At 42.7% G+C, this 26221-nt stretch carries 27 protein-coding genes; 18 read left to right on the top strand and 9 right to left on the bottom strand.

All coding sequences use genetic code 11. The annotated features are described in order from the left end of the window. Positions 1-82 precede the first annotated feature (82 nt). From priA to rraA, 7 genes are all read left to right on the top strand, one after another. Entirely contained in the window at positions 83-2284 is a 2202-nt protein-coding gene (priA, locus tag C9J45_RS10125) for a primosomal protein N' (protein WP_107292492.1), read from the top strand. Between the two features lie 184 nt (positions 2285-2468). After that, a complete protein-coding gene (gene cytR, locus C9J45_RS10120) occupies positions 2469-3491 on the top strand; it encodes a DNA-binding transcriptional regulator CytR (protein ID WP_289844205.1) in 1023 nt (340 codons plus the stop codon). Positions 3492-3650: 159 nt separating this feature from the next. Continuing rightward, positions 3651-4385: an SPOR domain-containing protein gene (locus C9J45_RS10115; RefSeq protein WP_107292491.1), complete on the top strand. Its 735-nt coding sequence runs from the start codon at positions 3651-3653 to the stop codon at positions 4383-4385. A gap of 182 nt (positions 4386-4567) precedes the next feature. Then, positions 4568-5095 carry an ATP-dependent protease subunit HslV gene (gene hslV / locus C9J45_RS10110; RefSeq protein WP_005371875.1) on the top strand — a complete coding sequence of 176 codons (528 nt, stop codon included), beginning with the start codon at positions 4568-4570 and terminating at the stop codon, positions 5093-5095. Positions 5096-5105: 10 nt separating this feature from the next. Next, positions 5106-6437 carry an HslU--HslV peptidase ATPase subunit gene (hslU, locus tag C9J45_RS10105; protein WP_107207479.1) on the top strand — a complete coding sequence of 444 codons (1332 nt, stop codon included), beginning with the start codon at positions 5106-5108 and terminating at the stop codon, positions 6435-6437. A gap of 134 nt (positions 6438-6571) precedes the next feature. Continuing rightward, positions 6572-7480 (top strand): 1,4-dihydroxy-2-naphthoate polyprenyltransferase, encoded by a 909-nt coding sequence (locus C9J45_RS10100; RefSeq protein WP_107292490.1) that lies wholly within the window; start codon positions 6572-6574, stop codon positions 7478-7480. 120 nt (positions 7481-7600) lie between these two features. Beyond that, the gene (rraA, locus tag C9J45_RS10095) at positions 7601-8086 is read left to right on the top strand and encodes a ribonuclease E activity regulator RraA (RefSeq protein WP_107207477.1); all 486 of its coding nucleotides are present in this window, start codon (positions 7601-7603) and stop codon (positions 8084-8086) included. 100 nt (positions 8087-8186) lie between these two features. On the opposite strand, the gene zapB is transcribed toward rraA, so the two are convergent. Then, on the bottom strand, positions 8187-8429 hold the full coding sequence (gene zapB / locus C9J45_RS10090) for a cell division protein ZapB (protein ID WP_107207476.1): 243 nt from the start codon (positions 8427-8429) through the stop codon (positions 8187-8189). A gap of 607 nt (positions 8430-9036) precedes the next feature. Between zapB and glpX the strand changes: the two genes are divergently transcribed. The 5 genes from glpX (at position 9037) to tpiA (ending at position 13013) form a co-directional block, all read left to right on the top strand. After that, positions 9037-10044, top strand: coding sequence for a class II fructose-bisphosphatase (gene glpX / locus C9J45_RS10085; RefSeq protein WP_107292489.1), 1008 nt, complete (start codon positions 9037-9039; stop codon positions 10042-10044). 161 nt (positions 10045-10205) lie between these two features. Next, positions 10206-10820, top strand: coding sequence for a metalloregulator ArsR/SmtB family transcription factor (locus C9J45_RS10080; protein WP_107292488.1), 615 nt, complete (start codon positions 10206-10208; stop codon positions 10818-10820). Between the two features lie 15 nt (positions 10821-10835). After that, positions 10836-11579, top strand: a complete 744-nt coding sequence (locus tag C9J45_RS10075; RefSeq protein ID WP_107292487.1) for a ferredoxin--NADP reductase — start codon at positions 10836-10838, stop codon at positions 11577-11579. A 38-nt stretch (positions 11580-11617) separates the two neighbouring features. Beyond that, on the top strand, positions 11618-12058 hold the full coding sequence (locus C9J45_RS10070) for a DUF3135 domain-containing protein (RefSeq protein WP_233217672.1): 441 nt from the start codon (positions 11618-11620) through the stop codon (positions 12056-12058). Positions 12059-12242: 184 nt separating this feature from the next. Continuing rightward, the gene (tpiA, locus tag C9J45_RS10065) at positions 12243-13013 is read left to right on the top strand and encodes a triose-phosphate isomerase (protein ID WP_105061127.1); all 771 of its coding nucleotides are present in this window, start codon (positions 12243-12245) and stop codon (positions 13011-13013) included. A gap of 143 nt (positions 13014-13156) precedes the next feature. Here tpiA and pfkA read toward each other — a convergent pair whose 3' ends face one another. Beyond that, positions 13157-14119, bottom strand: coding sequence for a 6-phosphofructokinase (gene pfkA / locus C9J45_RS10060; RefSeq protein ID WP_107207471.1), 963 nt, complete (start codon positions 14117-14119; stop codon positions 13157-13159). A gap of 470 nt (positions 14120-14589) precedes the next feature. Continuing rightward, positions 14590-15057: a Spy/CpxP family protein refolding chaperone gene (locus C9J45_RS10055; protein ID WP_105061129.1), complete on the bottom strand. Its 468-nt coding sequence runs from the start codon at positions 15055-15057 to the stop codon at positions 14590-14592. A gap of 199 nt (positions 15058-15256) precedes the next feature. Here C9J45_RS10055 and C9J45_RS10050 point away from each other — a divergent pair, with 199 nt between their 5' ends. Both C9J45_RS10050 and cpxA read left to right on the top strand, forming a co-directional pair. Next, positions 15257-15949, top strand: coding sequence for a response regulator (locus C9J45_RS10050; RefSeq protein WP_107207470.1), 693 nt, complete (start codon positions 15257-15259; stop codon positions 15947-15949). Continuing rightward, a complete protein-coding gene (gene cpxA, locus C9J45_RS10045; RefSeq protein ID WP_107260623.1) occupies positions 15949-17328 on the top strand; it encodes an envelope stress sensor histidine kinase CpxA in 1380 nt (459 codons plus the stop codon). Before C9J45_RS10050 ends, cpxA begins: the two co-directional genes overlap by 1 nt. An 80-nt stretch (positions 17329-17408) precedes the next feature. Here cpxA and C9J45_RS21900 read toward each other — a convergent pair whose 3' ends face one another. Continuing rightward, positions 17409-17498 carry a diguanylate cyclase domain-containing protein gene (locus C9J45_RS21900; RefSeq protein ID WP_107247081.1) on the bottom strand — a complete coding sequence of 30 codons (90 nt, stop codon included), beginning with the start codon at positions 17496-17498 and terminating at the stop codon, positions 17409-17411. A 96-nt stretch (positions 17499-17594) separates the two neighbouring features. On the opposite strand from C9J45_RS21900, the gene C9J45_RS10035 reads away from it, so the two are divergent. Beyond that, positions 17595-18059 (top strand): tRNA (cytidine(34)-2'-O)-methyltransferase, encoded by a 465-nt coding sequence (locus C9J45_RS10035; RefSeq protein ID WP_107292486.1) that lies wholly within the window; start codon positions 17595-17597, stop codon positions 18057-18059. Positions 18060-18129: 70 nt separating this feature from the next. Here C9J45_RS10035 and cysE read toward each other — a convergent pair whose 3' ends face one another. From cysE to C9J45_RS10015, 4 genes are all read right to left on the bottom strand, one after another. Continuing rightward, a complete protein-coding gene (cysE, locus tag C9J45_RS10030; protein WP_107207466.1) occupies positions 18130-18951 on the bottom strand; it encodes a serine O-acetyltransferase in 822 nt (273 codons plus the stop codon). Between the two features lie 150 nt (positions 18952-19101). Next, positions 19102-20118, bottom strand: coding sequence for an NAD(P)H-dependent glycerol-3-phosphate dehydrogenase (gene gpsA, locus C9J45_RS10025; RefSeq protein WP_107292485.1), 1017 nt, complete (start codon positions 20116-20118; stop codon positions 19102-19104). Positions 20119-20135: 17 nt separating this feature from the next. Next, positions 20136-20597 carry a protein-export chaperone SecB gene (gene secB / locus C9J45_RS10020; RefSeq protein WP_045083845.1) on the bottom strand — a complete coding sequence of 154 codons (462 nt, stop codon included), beginning with the start codon at positions 20595-20597 and terminating at the stop codon, positions 20136-20138. A gap of 123 nt (positions 20598-20720) precedes the next feature. Next, a complete protein-coding gene (locus C9J45_RS10015; protein ID WP_005371904.1) occupies positions 20721-21161 on the bottom strand; it encodes a rhodanese-like domain-containing protein in 441 nt (146 codons plus the stop codon). A gap of 419 nt (positions 21162-21580) precedes the next feature. Here C9J45_RS10015 and gpmM point away from each other — a divergent pair, with 419 nt between their 5' ends. Both gpmM and envC read left to right on the top strand, forming a co-directional pair. Beyond that, complete coding sequence (gene gpmM / locus C9J45_RS10010) at positions 21581-23122, top strand: 2,3-bisphosphoglycerate-independent phosphoglycerate mutase (RefSeq protein WP_107247075.1); 1542 nt, start codon at positions 21581-21583, stop codon at positions 23120-23122. An 8-nt stretch (positions 23123-23130) separates the two neighbouring features. Next, positions 23131-24426 carry a murein hydrolase activator EnvC gene (gene envC, locus C9J45_RS10005; RefSeq protein WP_107207463.1) on the top strand — a complete coding sequence of 432 codons (1296 nt, stop codon included), beginning with the start codon at positions 23131-23133 and terminating at the stop codon, positions 24424-24426. An 85-nt stretch (positions 24427-24511) separates the two neighbouring features. Here envC and C9J45_RS10000 read toward each other — a convergent pair whose 3' ends face one another. Further along, complete coding sequence (locus tag C9J45_RS10000) at positions 24512-25156, bottom strand: TetR/AcrR family transcriptional regulator (protein ID WP_107207462.1); 645 nt, start codon at positions 25154-25156, stop codon at positions 24512-24514. A 115-nt stretch (positions 25157-25271) separates the two neighbouring features. On the opposite strand from C9J45_RS10000, the gene rfaD reads away from it, so the two are divergent. Continuing rightward, the gene (gene rfaD / locus C9J45_RS09995) at positions 25272-26216 is read left to right on the top strand and encodes an ADP-glyceromanno-heptose 6-epimerase (protein WP_045083840.1); all 945 of its coding nucleotides are present in this window, start codon (positions 25272-25274) and stop codon (positions 26214-26216) included. The last annotated feature ends 5 nt before the right edge of the window (positions 26217-26221 follow it).

Here is a 26221-nt window from a genome sequence, read left to right as displayed (position 1 = left end):
TCACCTATCAGACTTAACAGCACTTATCGAGTATCACTTGGTCTGGTATTATTCAACACAAGCTCAATGACTGCAGTAAATTATGATCCCGAATATCGCTCGAGTCGCTCTCCCTATTCCCCTAGATAAAACCTTTGATTATTTAATCAAACCCAACGACCTACCTATTATCGGCGGGCGTGTGCAGGTTCCTTTCGGGCGTCAACGTTTAATAGGTATCGTTACCGCACTGACAAATAGCTCTGAGTTTCCTATCGAACAACTAAAAGCTATTCAAAAAGTCATTGATAAAGCACCACTGTGGATGCCGCCATTATTTGATTTGCTCAAATGGGCTAGTCAATATTATCAATATCCTCTCGGCGATACACTGGCTAATGCAATGCCGGCTTTATTGCGAAAAGGACGTGAAGCCTCACAAACCACCCTGAAATTTTGGGCATTAACTGAAGCGGGAAAATCACAACCGCTAAATGGCCTAACCCGCGCGCCCAAACAAGCCCAAATACTGCGTCTACTACAAAACGGAGCTGTCAGTCATGATGCACTATTGAGCGAAGAAGTGAGCTCTACGACCTTAAAAACGTTAGCGAATAAAGGCTGGATCATTGAACAACAGCAACAACCCAAAAGCCAAAACTGGCAGAAACAGTTTTCTGTTACTGAAGAAAAACCACGTTTAAATGAAGAACAAGCGTTAGCAATTGCCACCGTGAATAGTAACCCTGAGTTTGGCTGTTATCTTTTAGAAGGGGTAACGGGCTCAGGCAAAACAGAAGTATATCTTAACTTGCTAGAGCCGGTGCTTGCCGCAGGTAAACAAGCACTCATCTTAGTCCCTGAGATTGGCTTAACCCCTCAGACGATTAACCGCTTTCGCCGTCGTTTTAATGTGCCTTTAGAAACGGTTCACTCAGGGCTAAACGACAGCGAGCGTATGGCTGCATGGCTTGCAGGTCGAGATAATCAAGCGGGGATCATCATCGGGACGCGATCTGCATTATTCACCCCCTTTGCAAACCTTGGCATCATCATTGTCGATGAAGAGCATGACGCATCTTATAAACAACAAGATAGCTTACGTTATCATGCTCGCGATCTTGCCGTTATGCGCGCCAATAAAGAAAACATTCCGATTATTTTAGGCTCTGCAACACCAGCATTAGAAACCTTGCATAACGCTAAAACAGGCAAATACCATCATTTAACCTTAACTAAACGTGCGGGTAACGCTCAATTGGCGCGTCATGGCGTGATTGATGTTAAAGGTTTATATCTTGATGCTGGGTTATCTGCACCACTTATCGCTGAGATGCGTAAACACTTAAATGCGGGTAATCAGGTGATGTTATTTCTTAATCGTCGTGGTTTTTCACCTGCAATGATGTGCCATGAGTGTGGTTGGATCGCTGAATGCCATCGTTGTGATGCTTATTACACCTTACACCAGCAATCTGGAGAGCTGCGTTGTCACCATTGTGCAACTCAGCGTCCTATCATGCCGCAATGTGAGCAATGTGGTTCGACGCAATTATTGCCCGTCGGTGTTGGTACTGAGCAATTAGAAAATCAACTCGCCACCCTATTTCCTGAATTTAAGACGGTGCGCATTGATCGTGATAGCACGCGTCGCAAGGGGGCTTTAGAAAACTATCTCGAAGCGATTAAAAACAATGAGTATCAAATTTTAATTGGTACCCAAATGCTAGCAAAAGGCCACCATTTCCCGAATGTCACTTTAGTCGCCTTAATTGATGTTGATAGCGCACTGTTTAGTAACGACTTCCGCGCATCCGAGCGTTTAGCACAATTGTTTATTCAAGTTGCAGGACGTGCAGGGCGCGCGAGTAAACCGGGCGAAGTGTTATTGCAAACTCATCACCCAGAGCATCAACTATTACAATCATTGCTTCATAAAGGCTATGGCGTTTTCTCACAAACCGCATTAGTTGAACGCCAGCAAGCTATGTTACCGCCCTATACTCACCTTGTCTTAATACGGGCGGAAGCGAATGACAGTGATACTGTTTGCCAACTATTACAGCAAATCCGTGGCATTTTTGAATCCAGCCCCGTTTATGATCAAGATTGCTGTGTATTAGGGCCAAACCCCGCTCCTCTTGCCCGTCGTGCTGGACGTTATCGTTGGCAATTAATTTTACAAACCCCTAATCGCAAAACCTTGCAACAGATACTCAGTGTTGCCAAGCCTGCAATTCAATTACTGCCGTTAGCAAAAAAAGTACGTTGGTCGATTGATGTAGAGCCACAAGATTTAACTTAAGACCAACAATGCGACAAAACTCACATAGTGAATGTAATTTATGCTATTTGAGGCATGTTTAATCCCGTGTATACGCTCTACAATATCAATAGTATTGACTAATATCAGTCATTTACTGCTTCGCTGGTTTCCGTCTCAGTCCTTTTGACCTCGAGCCACCAGCCGCATAATAAGAGAGATTTAGATAAAAGAGGAAAGCAATATGGCGACAATGAAGGATGTTGCCCAGCTAGCCGGAGTTTCGACTGCAACGGTTTCCCGTGCGCTAATGAACCCGGAAAAAGTATCGGCTTCAACTCGTAAAAAAGTTGAGCAGGCTGTCATGGAAGCTGGCTACTCACCTAACTCACTTGCCCGTAATTTACGTCGCAATGAGTCAAAAACGATCGTAACTATCGTCCCTGATATTTGTGATCCTTACTTCACAGAGATTATTCGTGGTATCGAAGAAGCTGCAATGGAGTACGGTTACCTTGTATTGCTGGGCGACAGTGGTCAACAGAAAAAGCGTGAAAACTCATTTGTTAATTTAGTCTTTACTAAACAAGCTGATGGTATGTTATTACTGGGTACAGACTTACCTTTTGATGTCAGTAAACCAGAACAGAAGAACCTACCCCCCTTAGTGATGGCTTGTGAGTACGCACCCGAGTTAGAGTTGCCGACCATCCATATTGATAATCTCACCGCGGCATTTGAAGCAGTTAATTATCTAACACAAATGGGTCATAAGCGTATTGCGCAAATTACCGGCCCCGACCAAGCACCATTATCTCAATTCCGAAATCAGGGCTATCAACAAGCACTGCGTCGTGGTGGGATTACATTAAACCCAGCCTATACGGTGAAAGGTGATTTTAGCTTTGCTGCTGGCGCACGCGCAGTTACCGCATTGTTGTCGTTACCTGAGCCACCAACCGCACTGTTCTGTCATTCTGATGTGATGGCGATTGGCGCAATGCAGCAGGCAAAACGTCTTGGTCTTCGTGTTCCTCAAGATATTTCGATTGTTGGCTTTGATGATATTCAATTTGCTGAATATTGTGACCCACCATTAACCACCGTTTCTCAACCACGCTATGAGATTGGTCGTCAAGCAATGTTGATGTTACTTGAACTACTTAAAGGCAAGGAAGTACAAGCAGGATCTCGCTTACTTGATGCGAAACTGGTGATCCGTGAAAGTGCAGCCCCACCATCTCGATAGTCATAAAAAGACTGTGAGCTTATGAAATAATCATAAGTTCACAGTTTTTACATACTATTGACCTTAACCCACACATTAATAGTGATAAAAACTAGTCAGTATCATTCCAACTTTGTAACATAGAGTTCTTTCCTTCTCTCAACATATTTGTCTATCATCGTGGCTACTAAAGATTATGTAAAACGCGGACGCTCGCCGAAACCGGCAAATAAAAAAAGCAGTCCGAGTCGAAAAAAAGCCCCCGCCTCTAGTGGATTTCCAATCAAGTGGGCGGTCACCGCTATTGTATTAGTATTTGGACTTATTACTGGTTTATTCTTCTTATCTGGTACTGATGTTCCTGAAAAACCAGCACATAAAGATGAACCTTTAATTAGTGCAAAACCTCAACCCACTAATGAGGTTAAAAAAACCGCTAATAAAGAAGTTCTACCGCCAAAACCTGAAGAGAAATGGCGTTACATTCAAGAATTAGAAAATAAAAAAGTCATCGTGCCAGACGACTTGAAAAACCAACGTATGCAGCCAGTGGAAACAGAAACTGCAGCTAAAAAAACAGACACACCTAAACCGAAAGAGAACGCTCAAACAGCTAAGCCTGTGGTTACTGTAGACATAAAACCAAGTCCAGCCAAAAATCAGTCCGAGGCGACATCAAGTGTGCGCTTTGTATTGCAGTGTGGTGCTTACCGTAATAAATCACAAGCCGATGAACGTAAAGCAAAAATTGCATTCCAAGGCATGAATAGCCAACTTAAAATTAGCAGTGATGCAAAAGGAACCTGGTACCGTGTCGTATTAGGCCCTTACTCACAAAAAAGCAGTGCTGAAAAAGATAAAGCTAAACTACAAAATGGCGGTGTTTCACCGTGTGGTATTTGGCATTGGCAATAACTCTCCAAGGTTAGCCAAATAATCAGAAGGACGTACCTATGTACGTCCTTTTTTTATGTTAGATAAACGTAATAATAGCGACCAATTGACAGTTCATACTTGAAAAGCCTTTCTTTCATCCCCAGATCTTTTCACATTAACGTTACCGGCTATGCCGGAGCAGAACCAGAGAGGTTAACCCCGTGACAACTATTGTATCTGTACGTCGAAACGGTAAAGTCGTCATTGCTGGTGACGGCCAAGTATCACTTGGTAACACAGTAATGAAAGGCAACGCACGTAAAGTTCGCCGTCTATATAACAATAAAGTACTGGCAGGTTTTGCTGGCGGTACCGCTGATGCATTCACTCTATTTGAACGTTTTGAGCGTAAGCTTGAGATGCACCAAGGCCACCTTCTAAAATCGGCCGTTGAACTTGCCAAAGATTGGCGTACTGATCGCGCTCTGCGTAAGCTTGAAGCCTTGTTGGCCGTTGCCGATGAAACAGGCTCACTCATCATCACCGGTAATGGTGACGTTGTACAACCAGAGCACGACTTAATTGCGATTGGCTCTGGCGGTAATTTCGCCCAAGCCGCAGCCACAGCATTGCTAGAAAATACCGATTTAGGTGCGCGAGAAATTGCAGAGAAAGCCCTGAATATTGCTGGTGATATTTGTGTGTTCACTAACCACAATCACACCATTGAAGAATTAGAAACTAAGTAAGGAAGTTGTAATGTCTGAAATGACTCCTCGCGAAATCGTTCATGAACTTAATCGCCATATTATCGGTCAAGACAAAGCGAAACGAGCAGTTGCGATTGCACTACGTAACCGCTGGCGTCGTATGCAACTTCCTGAAGAGTTGCGTGTTGAAGTAACGCCAAAAAATATTTTAATGATCGGCCCAACTGGGGTGGGTAAAACCGAGATTGCACGCCGCTTAGCGAAACTAGCTAACGCGCCTTTCATTAAAGTAGAAGCAACAAAATTCACCGAGGTGGGTTATGTTGGTAAAGAAGTCGAAACAATCATTCGCGATCTAACTGATGTAGCAGTAAAAATGACACATCAACAGGCGACTGAGAAAGTCCGTTTCCGTGCTGAAGAATTAGCAGAAGAGCGTATTTTAGATGCCCTTCTACCACCAGCGCGTGATGCTTGGGGTCAAAATGAAGAAGCCCCTGCAGAGTCGTCGACTCGTCAATCTTTCCGTAAAAAATTACGTGAAGGCAAGCTTGACGATAAAGAAATTGAAATGGACATTGCAGCACCTCAGATGGGTGTAGAGATCATGGCGCCTCCTGGTATGGAAGAAATGACCAACCAGCTACAGGGCATGTTCCAAAACCTTGCTGGCAATACCACTAAAAAGCGCAAGATGAAAATCAAAGACGCGCTAAAAGCTGCAACCGAAGAAGAAGCGGCGAAGTTAGTCAACCAAGAAGAGCTTAAAGAACAAGCCATTCATTCGGTTGAAAACAATGGTATCGTGTTCATCGATGAAATCGATAAAATTTGTAAGCGTGGCGAGTCTTCCGGTCCTGATGTTTCTCGTGAAGGTGTGCAGCGTGACTTACTCCCATTAGTCGAAGGCAGCACAGTATCAACCAAACACGGTATGGTTAAAACAGACCACATCCTGTTTGTTGCATCAGGCGCTTTCCAAGTGGCTAAGCCATCGGATTTGATCCCTGAATTGCAAGGTCGTTTACCTATTCGCGTTGAGCTTGAAGCGCTAACAAGTCACGACTTTAAACGAATTCTGACGGAGCCAAATGCATCGCTAACAGAGCAATACAAAGCATTAATGGCAACAGAATCAGTTGAAATCGAATTCACGGCTGACGGTATCGACAGCCTAGCGGATGCGGCATGGCAAGTGAATGAGCGTACTGAGAATATCGGTGCTCGTCGTCTGCATACCGTTATGGAACGTCTAATGGAAGAAATTTCCTATGATGCAAGCGAAAAGTCTGGTGAGAAATTCACGATTGATGCCGCATATGTTAGCGAGCGTCTTGGTGAATTCGTACAAGATGAAGATTTAAGCCGCTTTATCCTGTAATAACATTGCCTTTCAGAAATAACGGTGCCTTGCGCACCGTTTTTTTTATTTTAGCAACTATTAATGGGATAAATTTGCGCCAATCCAAATTTTCGCCATAATAGCTATTCCCTCATTATTTAAGTACCTAGATTATGAAATCATCTTCATCACTTGCTATTTGGTTAGATGCAGCAAGACCGAAAACCTTGCCACTAGCCATCGCATCAATTGTATGCGGTAGTGCAGTGGCAGGATGGCATGGAAGTTTTTCTGCTTTAATTGCAGCGCTCGCTTTATTAACCGCCCTTTTGCTGCAAATTCTTTCTAACCTTGCTAATGATTACGGTGACGCTGTCAAAGGCACCGATAATGATGATCGTTTAGGACCTCAACGTGCGATTCAATCAGGATTAGTAACCCCGAAAGCCATGCGTACTGCCATGTTTGTCAACATTATTCTGACAGCAATCAGTGGCTTATCATTGATATTTTTTGCCTGTCATAATCCCCATGACATCATTGGCTTTATACTACTCGGCGCGCTAGCTATTGTTGCATCTATTGCCTATACCGTGGGTAATAAGCCCTACGGTTACCGTGGCTTAGGTGATTTATCAGTATTAATCTTTTTTGGCTGGTTGGGTGTTGCAGGCACTTACTACCTACAAGCTGGCAACATTGATTCAGTGATAATGTTACCGGCAACGGCCTGTGGTTTGCTCGCAGTGGGCGTTCTTAATATTAATAACCTACGTGATATTGATAACGACCGAGCTTATGGTAAGCAAACTTTGGTCGTACGAATGGGACCTGAATGGGGTCGTAAATACCACCTCTTCTTATTAGCAGCCAGTGTTGTATGTTTAACGCTTTTTTCTCTATTTGAAATAAAATCGCTATTCGGATGGCTATTTTTATTGAGTGTGCCACTACTATTTAAACATGGTCGTGCTGTTTATCATTCTAAAAATGGTGAAGAACTCCGCCCAATGATGGCAACCATGGTCAAATGTGCTTTACTGACGAATTTATTGTTTGCTCTTGGGATCATCTTGTCATAATTGCGAATTGCAATGACAGATCAACTGGTTATAATTTCAACAAGGCTTACGATGAGTATCTCCTCGTTATAAGCCTTATTGATTTCCTTTCTTTTCTTTCGCTAAATAAGAAGTCCACTTATGGAATACAATACCTCTGAACTGTGTGATATCTATCTCGAACACGTTGATGTTGTTGAGCCTATGTTCAGCTCTTACGGTGGACGCAGCTCTTTTGGCGGTCAAATAACCACCATAAAATGTTTTGAAGATAACGGTGTTATTCGCCAAGTCTTAGAACAATCAGGCGTAGGGCGAGTGTTATTAATTGACGGTGGTGGTTCACTACGACGTGCATTAATTGATATCGATTTAGCTCATTTAGCGCAAGAAAATCAATGGGAAGGGCTGATTATTTATGGCTGTGTTCGCCATGTTGATGAGCTAGATGAATTAGATCTTGGTATTCAGGCGCTTGCCTCAATCCCAGTGGGCGCTGATCAACGTGATATCGGTGAGGTTGACGTTGCAGTCAATTTTGGTGGGGTGACCTTCTTACCAGAAGATCATATCTATGCTGATAATACTGGGGTTATTTTATCACCTGAGCCTCTTGATATCGATTAGACATACTGCGAGCAATCAATAAAATTACGGCCCGGTATGCTGTCGTTCCTGAAAACAACATACCAAGCCGAAAACCGAAACAGATAAACTGAAATCAGTATTATTCTACGTGTTCCATTTTGCCTAGTAGGTTGCGTACGCGCTCCTGCCATGCATTATGATCTTGACGTAGTTTTTCATTTTCTTCATTTAGACTTTCACGACCAGAGCGTAGTTCTTGCGCTTCCATCGAAAGTTGAGAGTTTTGCTCTTTTAATTCATCAATTTCCATTTGTAGAATAGAAATTGTATCAATTGCCATCTGAACTTTGGCTTCTAGTTGTTCTAACATTTCTAGAGACATATTGTTTACCTGATCTTAGCCCGTATGTTGGCTTAGTCATTAAGCCAATCACCTACGCGCGAGTTAAATTCACATTCACCTCTATTCTAACGAGGCAGCGACTATCTGACATCCACAATTCTAATGCTTTTGGGCAAACGGATGAAAATCACACAAGTCTGATATAATTTTTGCAAAGTGGATCAAATATTCGCCCACTGAGACAACCAAATACAGCGCGAAGTTCATTTTTAATCGAATCTCAGCTTTATTTGCTCTCTTCCCTGTCAAAAAAACATCAACGAATAAGCTTAACTGTCACCTAACTTACGCTTTCTTATTTATATCCTAATTTGTACACAGTGTTTAGACCCAATACCACCAATATTGCTTTTTTGTCACGATTCATTCATTGATATTCTGTCACCAAAAATAACGCTAATCATTAGCATGACCACATGCAGGATATAATAGTGGCTTGTCATCAAAACCAGAATTTATACACAGCGATTAATACGGGTTATGAACATTGCAATACTGCCCTTTATTTTGCGCAATCGTTTCACCATCCCTTATGTTAAAATCGACTCAGTTTATTTATCTAATCGATTTTATATCTGGAGTTATCATGAAACGCGATTTAGCAATGGCATTCTCACGGGTTACAGAAGGGGCGGCACTAGCAGGCCATAAATGGCTTGGTCGTGGCGATAAAAATGCTGCTGATAATGCTGCGGTAGAAGTGATGCGTATTCTACTTAATCAAACTGAAATCAATGGCGAAATCGTAATAGGTGAAGGCGAAATTGATGAAGCGCCAATGCTCTACATCGGTGAAAAGGTGGGTTGCGGTGGCGATGCTGTTGATATTGCAGTCGATCCCATTGAAGGAACACGCATGACAGCGATGGGACAAAATAATGCCCTCGCTGTATTAGCCGCGGGTGAAAAAGGAAGCTTTCTAAAGGCGCCTGATATGTACATGGAAAAACTGGTGGTTGGCCCTGCAGCAAAAGGCGTGATTGATCTTGAGAAGCCACTTGTTGATAACTTGACGGCTATTGCTAATGCTCTGGGTAAATCATTGCAAGATTTAGTGGTGATCACCCTTGCCAAGCCTCGCCACGATGAAACGATTAAGCAAATGCAAGCAATCGGTATTCGTGTCTTTGCCGTGCCTGATGGCGATGTGGCGGCGTCTATTCTAACTTGCATGCCAGATAGTGAAGTCGACGTGATGTACTGTATCGGTGGTGCGCCAGAAGGTGTTGTTTCCGCCGCCGCGATCCGTGCATTAGGCGGTGACATGCAGGCGCGTTTACTTCCTCGTCATGAGGTCAAAGGGGATACCGCAGAAAACCGCGAACTCGGTGAAATTGAAATTCGTCGTTGCCACGAAATGGGTATTAAAACCAACACATTATTGCGTATTGAAGATATAGCAAAAAGCGATAACGTGATTTTTGCAGGGACAGGTATAACCAAAGGTGACTTACTAGAAGGCATTCATCGTCAAGGTAATATCGCGACAACGGAAACCTTATTGATCCGTGGTCAATGCCGTACTATTCGTCGTATTAAGTCGACCCATTACCTTGATCGTAAAGATGACATTGTAAAATCGCACATCATCTAATTACGATATTCACATGCAAGAAAGCGTACTTCGGTACGCTTTTTTTCCCACCTCTCACTCCTAAGAAGCAAAATCAACGCAACCCGTTAGAATGGTAAAGAGATTGCTTTATTTAATGAGCTGATCCCATAATACCTAGAGAAATGAATATATAGGTAGCTATGAAAACCATCGAGAAAATCCTCTATCACTTAAAAAATGAAGGTCCTGTCACGGCAAAAGTATTGGCTGAAAAGTTCTCCCTTACTACCATGGGAATTCGTCAGCACTTACAAAGCTTAGAAGATGAAGGGCTGGTTGATTTTAACGATGTCAAAGTCAAAGTCGGACGTCCTACCCGTCATTGGCAATTAACAGAGCAAGGACATCGTCGTTTTACTGATCGTCATCATGATTTAGCCGTATACATGTTAGAGTCAGTTGAAGATCTGTTCGGAACATCAGGGCTTGAGCAAGTCATCGCAAAACGCGAACAGCAGACTTACGAACAGTATCAACAAACATTACAAACGTGCGAAACACTCAAAGAAAAGCTCGAACACCTCGCTCAATTACGTACACAAGATGGGTATATGGCAGAGCTTATAACAACGCACGATGGTTATACCTTAGTTGAAAATCACTGCCCTATTTGTCGAGCAGCACAACATTGTCCTGCGCTATGTCTCTCGGAACTTACGGTATTTAAACGCCTTCTTGGAGAAAACATCCGTATTGAACGTGAAGAACATATCATTTCAGGTCAAAGGCGCTGCACTTATCGAATAACATCATAGAATTAGGAGGCCATAATGGCTGATTGGATTCCTGCTCAAGTTATTGCAAACCGCCACTGGAATAATAATTTATTCAGTTTGTCATTAGCGGCAAACATCGAGCCTTTTAAAGCAGGGCAATTTACCAAGCTCGGCTTAGAGATTGATGGCCAAATGGTCCAACGCGCCTATTCTTTTGTTAACCCTCCCCAGCAGCCAACCATCGATATTTACGCCACAAGGGTTCAAGACGGGTTATTGTCACCACGACTCCACCAACTAGAAGAAGGCGATACAGTCTTGATCTCTGCACGCGCCAATGGCTTTTTTACTCTTGATGAGGTTCCACAAGGCGATCACCTTTGGCTACTTGCAACAGGGACGGCTATCGGTCCTTACCTGTCTATTTTGCAGCAAGGCGATGCCTGGCATCGGTTTAGAAAAATTATCTTAGTTCATGCGGTTCGTTTTGCCGCAGATTTAAGTTATCAAGCAGAAATCACACAATTAAAGCAGCAATATGGCGATCAACTTATCGTCCAGCCTTTTGTCAGCCGAGAACCGTCTCCTCTTTGCCTGACAGGAAGGATCACTCAAGCCCTTGCAGATGGACAACTAGAGCGCCATGTCGGGCTAACATTACATCCAGAGCAAAGCCAAATTATGTTGTGTGGTAACCCTGAAATGGTAAAAGAGACTAAAAGTGTGCTAGAAGCGCGAGGATTTGCTAAAAATTTACGTCGAAAACCGGGACAGATAACTATGGAGCATTACTGGTAGTTATTAACACCCGCTTAGTTGTATCAAATAGGAGATATATGCATAAAGTTGTCACTTTATCTCCTACTAATCTCACCTCTAAGACGCCATACCCGTTATCTTTTCATATACTAAAGGTAGTTGTACGGATGGAGTTGACGATGGATACGCTACCCAATTTTGATGATATGGCAAAAATGGCAAAAGAAGATCCAGAACAATTCGAACAACTACGTCAACAATTAATAGAAGACGCAATAAACCAAGCACATGACAGCATGCAACCACGCCTAAAAGCACAACAAAGTCATATCGATCTGATTATTAGTCGTGGAAAAAACCCACTTCACACCACCATGTTGTTACGAAATGAGTTACAGCGCCAATTAGTTCGCTTTGCCGAAACCCTCCAACACCCCTATAACCAAGAAAATGCTGAGATCACGCCGATTTCATCTCATCCCAAACAATCCGAAAACACAGAGAAAAACTCTTTCTAACGCAGTTTCCTGCAAGAAATTAACTATATTTTGAAATATTTTGAAATTATGAGTTCACTTTTTACCTTGAAAAAGGTACAACCGAGCTCATTAATGATTTTGGACAGTAAAAATGAACCATTCTTGGTATATTTTTACTACATCAAGTTAAGTTAATTACATCATTTAAATTTGGAGAAAAGCTATGCGCCATCCTGTGGTTATGGGTAACTGGAAGCTAAACGGTAGCAAGGAAATGGTCTCTGGCCTTATCAAAGGTCTTGATGCAGCACTTAACGGTGTTGAAGGTGTTGATGTAGCCATCGCTCCACCAGTAATGTACTTGGATCTAGCTGAGCAGCTACTAAGCAAAGCAAACAGCAAAATCATCCTTGGTTCTCAAAACGTTGATCTACACAACAACGGCGCATTCACAGGTGATATCTCTCCTGCAATGCTTAAAGAATTCGGTGCTAGCCACATCATCATCGGTCACTCTGAGCGTCGTGAATACCACAACGAATCAGATGAGTTTGTTGCTCAAAAATTCGCATTCCTAAAAGAAAATGGCCTAACGCCAGTTCTTTGTATTGGTGAGTCAGAAGCACAAAACGAAGCTGGCGAAACGGTAGCTGTATGTGCGCGTCAACTTGACGCAGTTATCAACACTCAAGGTGTTGAAGCACTGAACGGCGCAATCATCGCTTACGAACCAATCTGGGCTATCGGTACAGGTAAAGCAGCAACTGCTGACGATGCACAACGCATCCACGCTGCTATCCGTGCTCACATCGCTGAGAAGAGTGAAGAAGTCGCTAAGAACGTTGTTATCCAATACGGCGGTTCTGTTAAGCCAGAAAACGCAGCTGCATACTTCGCACAACCAGACATCGACGGTGCTCTAGTTGGTGGCGCAGCACTTGATGCTGAAAGCTTCGCTGCTATCGCTAAAGCAGCAGCTGAAGCGAAAAACTAATCATTCTTTTTGATTAGCCTAAGAGGTCACCTACGGGTGGCCTTTTTGTTTTTACCGCAAAAAACCGTCCTTTACCGATTTCAAGGTAATAAAAAAGGCCGATAATAATCGACCTTTTTCTCTCTTACTGCTCGATAAATCTCTTAAAATAACTTCTCAGCTAACTCATAAAGATCGTTACGAACAGGACGACGCATATTTTCAATTGCATCGATGATATCGTGGTGAACAAGTTGCTCACACTGAATACCTACACAACGACCACCTTCTCCTTTTTGAAGAAGATCAACTGCATATGCACCCATACGAGAAGCAAGTACACGGTCAAACGCTGTTGGTTGACCGCCACGCTGAATGTGGCCCAATACTGTTGCACGAGTTTCACGACCTGTTTCAGTTTCAATGAACTTAGCCAGTTCATTCACATCAGTCATTAGCTCTGTGATAGCAATAATTGCGTGCTTTTTACCTTTAGCAATACCTTCACGGATATGCGTTAGTAATTTTTCTTTATCTAGACCAGTTTCAGGTGTGATGATGTACTCACAACCACCAGCAATCGCAGACATTAGGGTTAAGTCACCACAATGACGACCCATCACTTCTACGATAGAGATACGTTGGTGTGAAGAGGATGTATCACGTAAACGGTCAATTGCATCGATAACCGTATTCATTGCAGTCATGTAACCGATAGTGTAATCAGTACCAGCAACGTCATTATCGATAGTGCCAGGAAGACCGATACATGGGTAACCCATCTCAGTTAACTTCTTCGCGCCCATGTATGAACCGTCACCACCAATGACTACTAATGCATCAATGCCGTGCAGTTTTAGGTTCTCAATCGCTTTTTCACGCACTTCCACTTCTCGGAATTCAGGAAAACGCGCAGAGCCTAAGAATGTACCGCCTTTGTTGATCACATCAGATACACTTTTACGATCTAGCTTTTCGATACAGTTGTTATAAAGACCTTGGTAGCCATCATAAATACCGTACACTTCTAGACCTTCAGTTAACGCTGCTCGAACTACGCCGCGAACCGCTGCATTCATACCAGGTGCGTCACCACCACTGGTCAAAACACCAATCTTCTTAATCATGGTTACCCTCTGACTTTGGGAATTGAAAATCAAATCCGACACGATTATACCGAGGTTCCCCTGCTCGATATCACAGCAACAGCCGTGCTGTGCGTGTAAAAACTGAAACTTTTCTACTTACGTGGGAGTATTACAAGTTTGCAAAAATATTTAGTTGATTCATATCACGCAAGGTTGGGATTCAATCAAGCTTCTTTTTACACAAAAATTAACCTTATCTCTTTCGTTTTAAGCTGACGTTGCTACATAATCAGCCCGATTTTTCGTGTACTTGATGATCCATATGCCTATGGTGTGTTCAATATCACGCAGTATAGCCGTTTTATGATGACAATTAATAACAAAACCTACGAGAAAATACGATCATCGAGGTGATTTTTTTATGAGGGCTCTAACTCCTGAGTAAAAAATCAAAAAAAAGCCACAACAGAAGTTATGGCTTTCTTTTTTTGTCTTTATTACTCAAACACTCAGTGTGTTTTTTTCTCAAGTTTCATAAATCGCTTTTCGGCATGCTGTTGCTTTAATTCCACATATTTTGCTTTTTGCTCTGGGGTCAAAATATTCAACATTTGATGGCGCTGTTTTAATCGCTCAACACGGTGCTCAGCTTGTTTCTCTGACATACGATCGACCAATTGACGTACCGCTTGCTCATCAAAATTATCTGCCAGTACTAATTTATCGAGTGCTTTGTGATCTGTTTGCATTTCAGTGCGATTAGCCTGTCGCTCCGCTTTCATCGCTTCACGATCTTTCTCTCGTAAGGTTTTCATTTCGGCTTTTTGTGTATCAGTCAACTCTAGCTGTTTAAACAGGCCACGCTCACCATGATGCCCTTTCATACCATGTGAGTTCGGAGCAGCCATTACTGACATCGAACCTAATACCATTGGTACTGCAATCGCCATCATCATTGTTTTTTTGAACATTTTCATGCTTGTATCTCCAACTATTTGGGTGCGGCAACCTGTGCCATTGTGCTTGGTAATCATAATAACGGATCACAAGTAAAGCGTTGTCGAGTAAACGTAAAGCTACGTAAATCAATGATAACGAAACTTGGCGTTCACGCTGACATTAGCGATACTAGGCTCAAGACTTCATCACTCTCTTTATCTTTGCATAGGTTTGACCATGGCGAAAATTTTACTTGTCGATGACGACATTGAGCTCACAGCATTATTAAAAGATATTCTAGAGCTAGAAGGCTTTGATGTGATTGAAGCCAATAATGGCCAGCAAGGATTAGAAAAGGTAGATAGCAGTATCGATCTGATTTTACTTGATGTCATGATGCCAGTAATGAACGGCACTGAAATGCTACGTCGCTTACGAGAGTCCCATTCAACACCAGTGATGATGTTAACCGCTAAAGGTGATGAAATTGATCGTGTGCTTGGTCTTGAACTCGGCGCTGATGATTACCTGCCTAAACCTTTTAGCGACCGAGAGTTGTTAGCGCGTATACGCGCAGTATTGCGCCGTACTCAAGCCACGAATGAAAAAACCACTGAAAAATCAGACCTACTCACCTATCAAGACATTACGATTTATCCCGGACGACAAGAGGTGCTTTGTCAGGAAATTCCAATCGAAATGACAGGCACAGAGCTCGCTTTATTAAGCTATTTTATTCAACGCCCAGGTCAGATTATTGCCAAAGAATCCTTAAGCCTAGATGTACTCGGTAAACGTTTAGCTCGTTTTGATCGCGCCATTGATATGCATGTATCCAATATTCGTAAAAAGTTGCCAGAGCGCTTAGATGGTAAGCCAAGGATTAAAACCTTACGCGGTAAAGGTTACTTATTAGTTGAGGAAGCATAATGAAATTTCCGGGGCTCACTAGCCTTTATGGCCGTATTTTTGCCATTTTCTGGTTTACCCTTTTTGTTGTCGTCGTGACAATCGTTTTGTTATTTCAACTCGATCCTCGAACAGGGCAAGCGATCCCAGAGCCTCACCTTAAGCGCCTAGAATATACCGCAGAAAATATTAACCAAAAGCTCAACACCCCACGAAACGAAACCGTTAAAAGATTGCAGCTAGAACAAAAACTCAAACGCTTAACAAAACGTAAAAATAATCATGATATCCAGATTTATTTTACGACTCTTGATGGCGACATTATCTCACCACAAAAACACACTAAAGCATTGCGTAACTTTATTACTATTGCTGATAACCCAAGTGCCCCTAAGCAACGTTTATATGGTCGCTGGATGATGGCTGGCCCCTTTACGATCAATACGCCGAAGGGTGATATTTATATGTATAGCGGTCAAATATGGCGTGGCCCTTCCCCGTTTATCATTCAAATTTTGGATAAGCCATTTAAGCTCCTACTCGTGACAATGCTTGTCAGCACCCCCTTTTTGCTCTGGCTCGCTTGGGCAGTCACACGCCCAGCAAGACGTTTACAACAAGCCGCAGAGCGTGTCGCACAAGGTGAGTTTACCGCCGATCCAAATTTAGAAACCGGACCACGAGAATTTAAACAAGCTGGCGCAAGCTTTAACCAAATGGTAGGGGCATTAAATACCATGATCAGTGGACAGCAACGTTTACTGTCAGATATTTCGCATGAGTTACGCTCACCACTCACTCGTTTACGGATGGCTACCGCATTAGCTCAACGCAAACAAGGGGAAAGCCGTGAGCTAACCCGCGTTGATACTGAGGCTGAACGATTAGAAACCATGATTGGCGAATTACTTGAATTATCTAGAATGCAAGTCAATAGTCATCAACAAAATGAAAGGCTTGATAGCCAAACACTATGGTATGAGATGCTTGAAGATGCTCGCTTTGAAGCTGAACAATGCCATAAAACTTTACGTTATAACGCGCTGCAAGATTGGCCGATTAATGGCAATCCTAACCTATTGATCAGCGCACTAGAGAACGTAATACGAAACGCGATTAAATACGGCAATGACGTCATTGAAATACAGTTTACGGTTCAACAGCACCTGCTCACCATCACGATTGATGACAATGGTGACGGTGTGCCTGAGGCGGAATTAGATGATATCTTCCGCCCCTTTTACCGCGTATCCACCGCACGAGATCGTGACAGCGGAGGCACTGGGCTTGGTTTAGCTATTACAGAAAGTGCGATTCGACAACATAGAGGAACAATTAAAGCGAATAATAGCTCCCTTGGCGGATTGAATATTACTATTACTTTGCCTCTGGCCTGTTAACACCATTAAAGAGATACTCTTGATAAACCAGCGACACTTTTGAGCCGAAAACGTTGCATGTCATTAAAGTAACGAGGCTTTCATACTCTATCTCCATTGGCATGACCATATTGATCATTTATTGACTTAAAATCGTCCAGATCAATATACAAAGCTAAAAACAGACACACTCTTAGTGGAAATAATCTTTATGCTCAGGCCATTTGCTTGTTTATACTGAGCTTGTCACAATGTGTTATCTTTAGCTGCTAATAAAGCGATAAATTATGTTTGATATTGCGTTATATGAACCTGAAATTGCCCCCAATACGGGTAACATTATTCGCCTCAGTGCGAACTGTGGTGCTAACTTGCATTTGATTGAACCATTAGGATTTGATTTAGACGAGAAAAAAGTACGCCGTGCTGGTTTGGATTATCATGATTTAGCGCATGTCCATCGTCATAAAGATTTTGCTTCTTTCATGCAAGCAATGGAAGGACGTCGTATTTTTGCCTGCACCACCAAAACCACTAATTTCCATACTAATGCGAAATTTAAGCAAGGTGATGTGTTACTTTTTGGCCCAGAAACTCGTGGCCTACCGGCTGAATTTATTGCCAGCCAGCCCCTTGAGCAACGCTTACGTATTCCAATGCAACCCGATAGCCGCAGCTTAAACCTTTCCAATGCAGTTGCGATTATTGCGTTTGAAGCATGGCGACAAATGGATTTTAACGGCGCGGTATAAAACAGAAAAAGGCGATCAATGATCGCCTTTTTTTCACATTCAATATGTCTTTTATTGAACATAACGATGGCTAAATACCATCACCTTCAATAAACGTTTGCGAGTTACCATTAAATTGCTGATCCATATCCATCGATGGTTTATCAGAATTTGGTCGCCCAACCACTTTGGCAGGAATACCAGCGACAGTGGTATGGGGAGGTACAGAATTTAACACTACCGAACAAGAGCCTATTTTCGCCCCTTCACCGACTTCGATATTGCCTAACACTTTAGCGCCAGCACCTATCATCACCCCTTCACGGATCTTCGGGTGACGATCGCCACTCTCTTTCCCCGTACCACCTAATGTGACGTCCTGAAGAATTGAAACATCATTTTCAATGACCGCGGTTTCACCAATCACAATACCGGTCGCGTGATCAAACATGATCCCTTGACCGATTTTTGCCGCAGGATGCACATCGACTTGGCAAGCTACTGAGATTTGGTTTTGTAGATAAACCGCTAAGGCTTTTCGATCTTGTTTCCACAACCAGTTAGCCACACGATATCCTTGAAGAGCGTGACAACCTTTAAGATAAAGTAATGGAATAGAATACATCTCAATAGCAGGATCACGTTCAACAACAGCACAAATATCACGTGCTGCCGATTCAACTATCGAACAATCGCTAGCATACGCTTCTTCGATGACCTCACGAACAGCCATCGCTGGCATCGATGGTGTCGCCAATTTATTGGCAAGTATATAACTCAATGCAGCAGCAAGATCATCATGCTTAATAATCGTGGCATGATAAAAACTCGCAAGCATTGGTTCATGCTCTGACTGCTCTCGTGCTTCCTGCTTGATCGCTGGCCAAAGCTGGTGTTGTTGACATTGCTTCACGTCATCCTCTGCTTACTTATCTATTCTTCTTATAACTATACTTAATTAGTCAGGTATTACTTTAACCTGATTGCAAAAAAAAACAACGCGAGCCAAGGCTCGCGTTGTTGAAACAGAAGATAATAAGGTTGTTAGCTTTATATCTTACTGTTATTCATATTTTTTCTCGCGTGCGAGTAATTCTTTAGCAGCCTCACGAGCATCTTTACCTTGATAAAGTACTTGATAAATTTGCTCAGAGATCGGCATCTCAACACCATTACGTTTCGCTAGTTGCCAAACTTCTTTGGTATTACGATAACCTTCAACAACTTGACCAATTTCCTGCTGTGCTTGCTCTACACTTTTACCTGCACCTAGTGCTAAACCAAAACGACGGTTACGGGATTGGTTATCGGTACATGTGAGTACTAAATCACCCAATCCAGCCATCCCCATAAAGGTTTCAGGCTGTGCACCTAATGCCGCGCCAAGACGACACATTTCCGCAAGACCGCGGGTGATCAACGCTGTACGTGCATTGGCACCAAAGCCAATACCGTCAGACATACCTGCACCAATCGCAATCACATTTTTTACCGCGCCGCCTAGTTGCATCCCCGTAAAATCATTATTGCTATAAACTCTAAAGGTTTTATCACAATGAATCTTTTCTTGAAGATCAGCAACAAACTCCGCATCCGGTGATGCAACAGAAATAGCCGTCGGTAAACCCGCAGCCAGTTCTTGGGCAAAGGTAGGGCCTGATAACACTGCAAGTGGAATATCATTACCTAAAGCATCGACTGCGACATCTTTTAACAGGCGTCCAGTTTCTGGTTCTAACCCTTTGGTCGCCCAACAGACACGTGAATCTGAGCGTAAGAAAGGTTTTACTTGTGATAATACTTGACCAAATACATGACTTGGTACAACAACAAGTAAATCGCGGCTACCTTCAACAGCATCTTGTAAGTTTGACGTTACAATTAACGATTCAGGAAAGTGCACACCAGGAAGAAACGCTTCATTGGCACGATCAATTTCCAATTGTGCAATATGTTCTGGGTCATGGCCCCATAAAATAACATTGGCACCATTTCTGGATAACGCAATAGCAAGTGCTGTGCCGTAAGAGCCAGCACCTAATACTGCCATTGAAATCGTATTATTTGCGTTCTTAGTCATAATTGTTACTTTGCTTATTAAGCTTCAGCGTTTGCTTCTGCTTGGTTTTGTAAGTAGTTCATGAACAACGCATCAAAGTTTACTGGTGCTAGATTCAATTGTGGGAACGTACCCTTAACGACTAAGCTTGAAATTGTTTCACGCGCGTACGGGAATAGGATGTTCGGACAGAATGCACCTAGGCAATGTGCTAGCTGTGGTGCCTCCATACCTGCAACAGAGAAGATACCACCCTGCTGAACTTCACAAAGGAATGCATTCTCTTCTTCATTCTTAACTGTAACAGTCAGACGAAGTACAACTTCATACACACCTTCAGCTAGTTCGCGGCTTTGAGTATCAAGATCCAATTTCACATCTGGGTTCCATTCTTTTTGGAACATATCAGGTGAATTAGGCGCTTCAAAAGAAACGTCTTTTAGGAAGATACGTTGAATTTGAAAGTTTTGTTGTGCTTCTGTATTTGCTGCTTCAGCCATTTCCTGAGTCCTTTTTGATGCTCGCTATTACGAGACTTAATGCGCCAGCACAGTGCTAACCACAGGCTGTATTGAATAAATAGACAGCGGTATGACTACGCGTACCGCACATCAAACAATGCGTTATTTTTTACCTTTGCTTTTTACTAACGGCAGGTTTGCTTCGTTCCAAGCAATCAGACCGTCTTTTAGTACATTAACATTGGTAAAACCCGCTTTACTCAAATCATTTGCGGTTGTTTGAGCGGTTTGACCTGTCTTACATACCACAATGATTGGGGCTGTTTTATGTTTTTCAAGCTCTGTAATGTTTTGTTCTTTAATTTGGCTTGGTAAAGCGTGAAGTGAGCCTGCAATATGACCCTTACGGTATTCGTCACGAGAGCGAATATCAACAAACACTCCTTCTTCACGATTGACTAAAACTGTTGCATCGTTAATACCAATTGTTTTATACGTTGCAGTTTTCTCTTTGACCATAGAACCGATGATAGCCACAACTAAACCGATCCAAACTAGAGATAAAATAGGGTTACTGGTTAAAAATTCAATATATTGTTGCATTTGCTTCGCTCTGTTTCATGGCTAAATGGCAGCCAAGATTAACGGGATTTTTAAAGGTTTTGAGTATACCGTTGTTACCTATCATGTACAGCAACGGGTATTCATTCCGCGCTTTAACTCACTTGTTGCTATTAATAAGTGATGCGCACCACCCAGTATAAAAGCGAATCTCGCACTTACCTATTAATGAAATAGAGAAAAACTGTGATCTAGGGCTTACACTCAAGACAATAAATGCATATATTTTGTCGAATAGGTCACAATACGCTCGACAGTAAGTTTGAACTTCTCCTACTGCTTTCAATACTTTCTGTAGTAAAATCACATTAATGGATATTACAATTACCTTAAAAGTGCTTTTACATTAAGCAGTTAAGGCAATTGATATAGATTTTCATTTATTCGAAGAGGGACAGAACATGTCTGCGAAGAAACCACTTGCACTTGTTATTTTAGATGGTTGGGGCTACCGCGAAGACAATGCGGATAACGCCATTGCTAACGCTCAAACACCAGTAATGGATGGGCTGCTTGCTCAAAACCCTAACACACTAATTTCAGCTTCTGGTATTGATGTTGGTCTACCTGACGGTCAAATGGGTAACTCTGAAGTAGGTCATACTAATATCGGTGCAGGCCGTGTGGTATACCAAGATCTTACTCGTATTACTAAAGCGATCAGCGATGGTGAGTTTTTCGAAAATGAAGCACTTGTAACGGCTATCGACAAAGCAGTAAACGCAGGTAAAGCGGTTCATATCTTAGGTCTTCTATCTCCTGGTGGCGTACACAGCCACGAAGATCACATTGCTTCTGCAATTGAAATGGCAGCAAAACGTGGCGCAGAGAAAATCTACCTTCACGCATTCCTAGATGGCCGTGATACACCACCACGTAGCGCGAAGAATTCACTGGTTCGTTTTAATGAACTATTTGCCAAGCTAGGCAAAGGACGTACCGCATCACTGATTGGTCGTTACTACGCAATGGATCGCGATAATAACTGGGATCGCGTTGAAAAAGCGTACGATCTTATCACTGCTGCTAAAGCGGAGTTCACAGTCGCTAATGCCGTTGACGGTCTAGCTGCGGCTTACGAGCGTGATGAAAATGATGAATTTGTACAAGCAACTGAAGTACGTGCTGAAGGTCAAGAAGCTGCAATCGTGGCAGATGGCGATAGCGTTATTTTCATGAACTACCGTGCTGACCGTGCGCGTGAAATCACACGTGCATTTGAGCCAGGTTTTACCGATTTTGCGCGTGCACAATTCCCACAATTATCTGACTTTGTAATGCTAACGCAATATGCTGCAGATATTGAACTAACAACAGCATTCAAACCAGCAAGCCTAGACAATACATTAGGCGAATGGCTATCGAAGAAAGGCAAAAAACAGCTACGTATTTCTGAAACAGAAAAATACGCGCACGTAACCTTCTTCTTCAATGGCGGTAAAGAAGATGAGTTTGATGGTGAATCACGTCAACTTGTTGCTTCACCAAAAGTAGCCACTTACGATCTTCAACCTGAAATGAGTGCACCAGAGCTAACTGATAAGCTTGTTGCCGCAATCAAAGGTGGTGAGTTCGATATGATCATCTGTAACTACCCTAACGGTGATATGGTTGGCCATACTGGTGTTTACGACGCTGCAGTGAAAGCGTGTGAAGCACTAGATACTTGCCTAGGTAAAGTCGTTGCAGCGATTAAAGAAATGGACGGTCAGTTACTGATCACTGCCGACCACGGTAATGCCGAGATGATGGTTGACCCATCAACCGGTGGTATCCACACAGCACACACTAATCTACCAGTGCCACTTATCTACGTAGGTAGCAAAGACTTAGAACTTAAGTCAGGTGGTAAGCTGTCAGATCTTGCGCCAACGATGCTTTCACTAACAGATATGGAAATCCCTGCAGAGATGTCTGGTCAGGTGCTATACAATCTGAAATAATTATCTCCATGCGAGATATGATTAGAAAACATCTAAACAAAAAAATCCGCGCCAGTGCATTATGCACTGGCGTTCTTTTATGCATGACATTTGCCGTTCCATGTGCAGCGTCCAGTCAAAACCAGCTCGATGGCGTAAAACAGGAAATCTCACGTCAAAAAAATCAACTGGCAAGCAAGCAAAAGAAATACAACAGCTTGCAACAAGATCTAAAACAACACGAACTGAACATTGCCAAAGCTGCGAATGATATTCATGCGACAAACAATCAATTAGCAACCATTAAACGCGCTATTGATAAGTTAAATACGGAACAAACAGCACTAGAACAAAAACAGAAACAACAGAAAGCCGTTGTTGCTTCACTCTTAAATGCCCAATTTCGCCAAGGCCAAGACAGTGATATCGCCAGTTTATTAAGCGGTGAGGATTCAACACGCCTTGATCGAATGACAACCTATGCTGAGTACATCAGTAAAGCCCGTGTTAATGCCATCGATGCCCTTGATGCCACGCAAACTGAAATTCAAATGAAAGTGCACCAGCTCAACGAGCAAAAAACAGAGCAGCAACAAGCACTCAACACTCTTAAACAGCAAAAACAAACACTCGATCAACAGCAGCAATCACGTCAAAAAACACTATCTAGCATTAAAAGTCAAATCGATAGCAGCAGTGAAGATTTAGCTGAACTACAAGCCAACGAAAGACAAATGCTCGCTGCCATTGCCAAAGCGAAAGCGGAAGCAGAAAGAAGAGCCCGTGAAGAAGCGGCAAGAATTGCCCGTGAAAAAGCGGCAGCTCAAGCACGCATAAAAGCGGCAAAAGAAGCCAAAGCGCGTGCCGCAGCTGAAGCTGAAGCACGTGAGATTGACAGACAATATGCAAACCAACAGGCACGTGTGCCGATGGACGGCCTTGCTCGCCATAAAGGCAAACTATACTGGCCAGTAAAAGGGACTATTTTGCATAATTACGGCTCGCACCAGCAAGGGCAATTACGCTGGAAAGGCATGGTATTTAGCACGCCAATGGGGAGCCAAGTAAAAGCTATTTATTCTGGTCGCATTATTTTTGCAGACTGGCTACGTGGCTATGGTTTGATGATTGGTATTGATCACGGTAAAGGTGACATGAGTTTCTATGGCTATAACCAAACACTACTGAAGAAAGTCGGTGATACGGTCCAAGCTGGAGAGCCAATAGCCTTAGTCGGTGACAGTGGTGGCCAAACCCAACCCGGACTCTACTTTGAGATCCGCCGTAAAGGCCAGCCAATAGATCCTAAACCTTGGCTTGATTAAGCTCCACTCTAATACTAAAAATAAAAAGGTTGGTGGTAGTTATTATCCCAACCTTTTTTAATATCGCTTCTTTCGCAACGGATTTTTAACGCTTTGCTTGCTGCTCTTGTTGCTCGTAATACTGTTTCAATGCTTCTACACGTTCGCAGCCTAACGGTGTTGCCAGCGGCCTTACAATATTAAGTATCTGAATAACACCTTTATAGATAACCGTTGGGGTTATTTTAGCACCAGCGACTTGGGTCGTTTGATAGCTAATCCAACTTGATGCTACCATCAGCAACGTCTCAGCCAAGGTTTTCAAATCTTCATCATCGATATCAACCAATCCACCTTCTTTTAAGCTTTGCATCAATATCGCGATATTACTGCGAAGTTGCGCCTGTGCTTCGAGATATTTAAGCTGTAATTCAGGATCACGACGTAAAATATCAGGCAAATTTGCGTAGAAAAAACGATACCGCCACATCAGCAAAAATACGGCATCGAGGTAACTCAACAGACTTTCTGTCGTTTCCGCTTCACTACGCGGTTGAAAGCTCACTTGTAAGTCAGTGGCATATAAATCAAAAATACTGTGGATGATCTGTTCTTTATTTCTAAAATGATAATAAAGATTACCCGGACTGATCGCGAGATCGGCGGCGATATGGTTCGTCGTTACGTTTGGCTCTCCACGCTCATTAAATAACGCTAAAGCAGCATGAATAATTCTGTCTCGGGTTTTCATTTGATTGACTTCCTTCGCCCTTCTTCTACATATAATGTATCATAAGTTAACGTTTTTTTTGCTCTGTAGCGCCATAGCTACAAGTTGTTATTTCATCAATGAAGGATTTTCTCCCATGATAATTGTTACTGGCGGCGCCGGCATGATCGGCAGCAACATCGTAAAAGCCCTTAACGAGCAAGGTTGTAACGATATTTTAGTGGTGGATAACCTCAAAGACGGGACTAAATTTGCCAACCTTGTCGATTTAGACATTGCCGATTACATGGACAAAGAAGACTTCATCACCCAGATTATGGCGGGAGATGAGTTCGGAAATATTGAAGCTATTTTCCATGAAGGTGCTTGCTCAGCAACCACTGAGTGGGACGGTAAATACATGATGCTCAATAACTATGAGTACTCAAAAGAGCTATTACATTACTGTTTAGAGCGCCAAATCCCGTTCCTTTATGCTTCATCTGCAGCAACCTATGGTGGTCGCGATCATGACTTCATCGAAGAAAAGCCATACGAAGGTGCACTGAACGTTTATGGTTATTCGAAACAACAGTTTGATAACTATGTTCGCCGTATTTGGCAAGATGCCGAAGCACATGGTGAGAAACTATCGCAAATCACTGGCTTCCGTTATTTCAATGTGTACGGCCCGCGTGAGCAACATAAAGGTAGTATGGCTTCTGTCGCCTTTCACCTAAACACTCAAATTAATGCAGGTGGCAACCCAAAACTGTTTGAAGGCTCTGAAACCTTTAAGCGTGATTTTGTTTATGTTGGCGATGTATGCAAAATGAACCTATGGTTCTTAGCAAATAGTGTATCCGGTATTTTTAACTGTGGTACAGGCAATGCTGAATCTTTCCAAGCAGTAGCTGATGCTGTCGTTAAATATCATGGCAAAGGTGAAGTTGAGTCAGTTCCCTTCCCTGAGCACCTAAAAGGTCGTTACCAAACTTACACCCAAGCAGATCTGACTAAAGTGCGCGCTGCAGGCTATACAGAAACGTTTAAATCTGTTGCAGAAGGCGTTGCAGAATACATGACAATCCTAAACAAATAATAACG

Origin of the sequence: Photobacterium sp. GB-1 (assembly GCF_003026165.1) — a bacterium.
Taxonomy (GTDB): Bacteria; Pseudomonadota; Gammaproteobacteria; order Enterobacterales; family Vibrionaceae; genus Photobacterium.
The sequence above is the reverse complement of the archived record's forward strand: the minus strand, read 5'-3'. Positions and strand labels throughout refer to the sequence as shown.

Coding starts and splice junctions, on each gene's coding strand:
- C9J45_RS10075 (WP_107292487.1), top strand. CDS start 10,836: ATGGCTGATTGGATTCCTGCTCAAGTTATTGCAAACCGCCACTGGAAT.
- secB (WP_045083845.1), bottom strand. CDS start 20,597: ATGGCTGAAGCAGCAAATACAGAAGCACAACAAAACTTTCAAATTCAA.
- rfaD (WP_045083840.1), top strand. CDS start 25,272: ATGATAATTGTTACTGGCGGCGCCGGCATGATCGGCAGCAACATCGTA.
- priA (WP_107292492.1), top strand. CDS start 83: ATGATCCCGAATATCGCTCGAGTCGCTCTCCCTATTCCCCTAGATAAA.
- gpmM (WP_107247075.1), top strand. CDS start 21,581: ATGTCTGCGAAGAAACCACTTGCACTTGTTATTTTAGATGGTTGGGGC.
- zapB (WP_107207476.1), bottom strand. CDS start 8,429: ATGTCTCTAGAAATGTTAGAACAACTAGAAGCCAAAGTTCAGATGGCA.
- gpsA (WP_107292485.1), bottom strand. CDS start 20,118: ATGACTAAGAACGCAAATAATACGATTTCAATGGCAGTATTAGGTGCT.
- pfkA (WP_107207471.1), bottom strand. CDS start 14,119: ATGATTAAGAAGATTGGTGTTTTGACCAGTGGTGGTGACGCACCTGGT.
- cpxA (WP_107260623.1), top strand. CDS start 15,949: ATGAAATTTCCGGGGCTCACTAGCCTTTATGGCCGTATTTTTGCCATT.
- glpX (WP_107292489.1), top strand. CDS start 9,037: ATGAAACGCGATTTAGCAATGGCATTCTCACGGGTTACAGAAGGGGCG.
- C9J45_RS10100 (WP_107292490.1), top strand. CDS start 6,572: ATGAAATCATCTTCATCACTTGCTATTTGGTTAGATGCAGCAAGACCG.
- C9J45_RS10055 (WP_105061129.1), bottom strand. CDS start 15,057: ATGAAAATGTTCAAAAAAACAATGATGATGGCGATTGCAGTACCAATG.
- C9J45_RS10050 (WP_107207470.1), top strand. CDS start 15,257: ATGGCGAAAATTTTACTTGTCGATGACGACATTGAGCTCACAGCATTA.
- C9J45_RS10035 (WP_107292486.1), top strand. CDS start 17,595: ATGTTTGATATTGCGTTATATGAACCTGAAATTGCCCCCAATACGGGT.
- hslU (WP_107207479.1), top strand. CDS start 5,106: ATGTCTGAAATGACTCCTCGCGAAATCGTTCATGAACTTAATCGCCAT.
- C9J45_RS10070 (WP_233217672.1), top strand. CDS start 11,618: ATGCATAAAGTTGTCACTTTATCTCCTACTAATCTCACCTCTAAGACG.
- C9J45_RS10015 (WP_005371904.1), bottom strand. CDS start 21,161: ATGCAACAATATATTGAATTTTTAACCAGTAACCCTATTTTATCTCTA.
- C9J45_RS10080 (WP_107292488.1), top strand. CDS start 10,206: ATGAAAACCATCGAGAAAATCCTCTATCACTTAAAAAATGAAGGTCCT.
- rraA (WP_107207477.1), top strand. CDS start 7,601: ATGGAATACAATACCTCTGAACTGTGTGATATCTATCTCGAACACGTT.
- C9J45_RS10000 (WP_107207462.1), bottom strand. CDS start 25,156: ATGAAAACCCGAGACAGAATTATTCATGCTGCTTTAGCGTTATTTAAT.
- envC (WP_107207463.1), top strand. CDS start 23,131: ATGCGAGATATGATTAGAAAACATCTAAACAAAAAAATCCGCGCCAGT.
- tpiA (WP_105061127.1), top strand. CDS start 12,243: ATGCGCCATCCTGTGGTTATGGGTAACTGGAAGCTAAACGGTAGCAAG.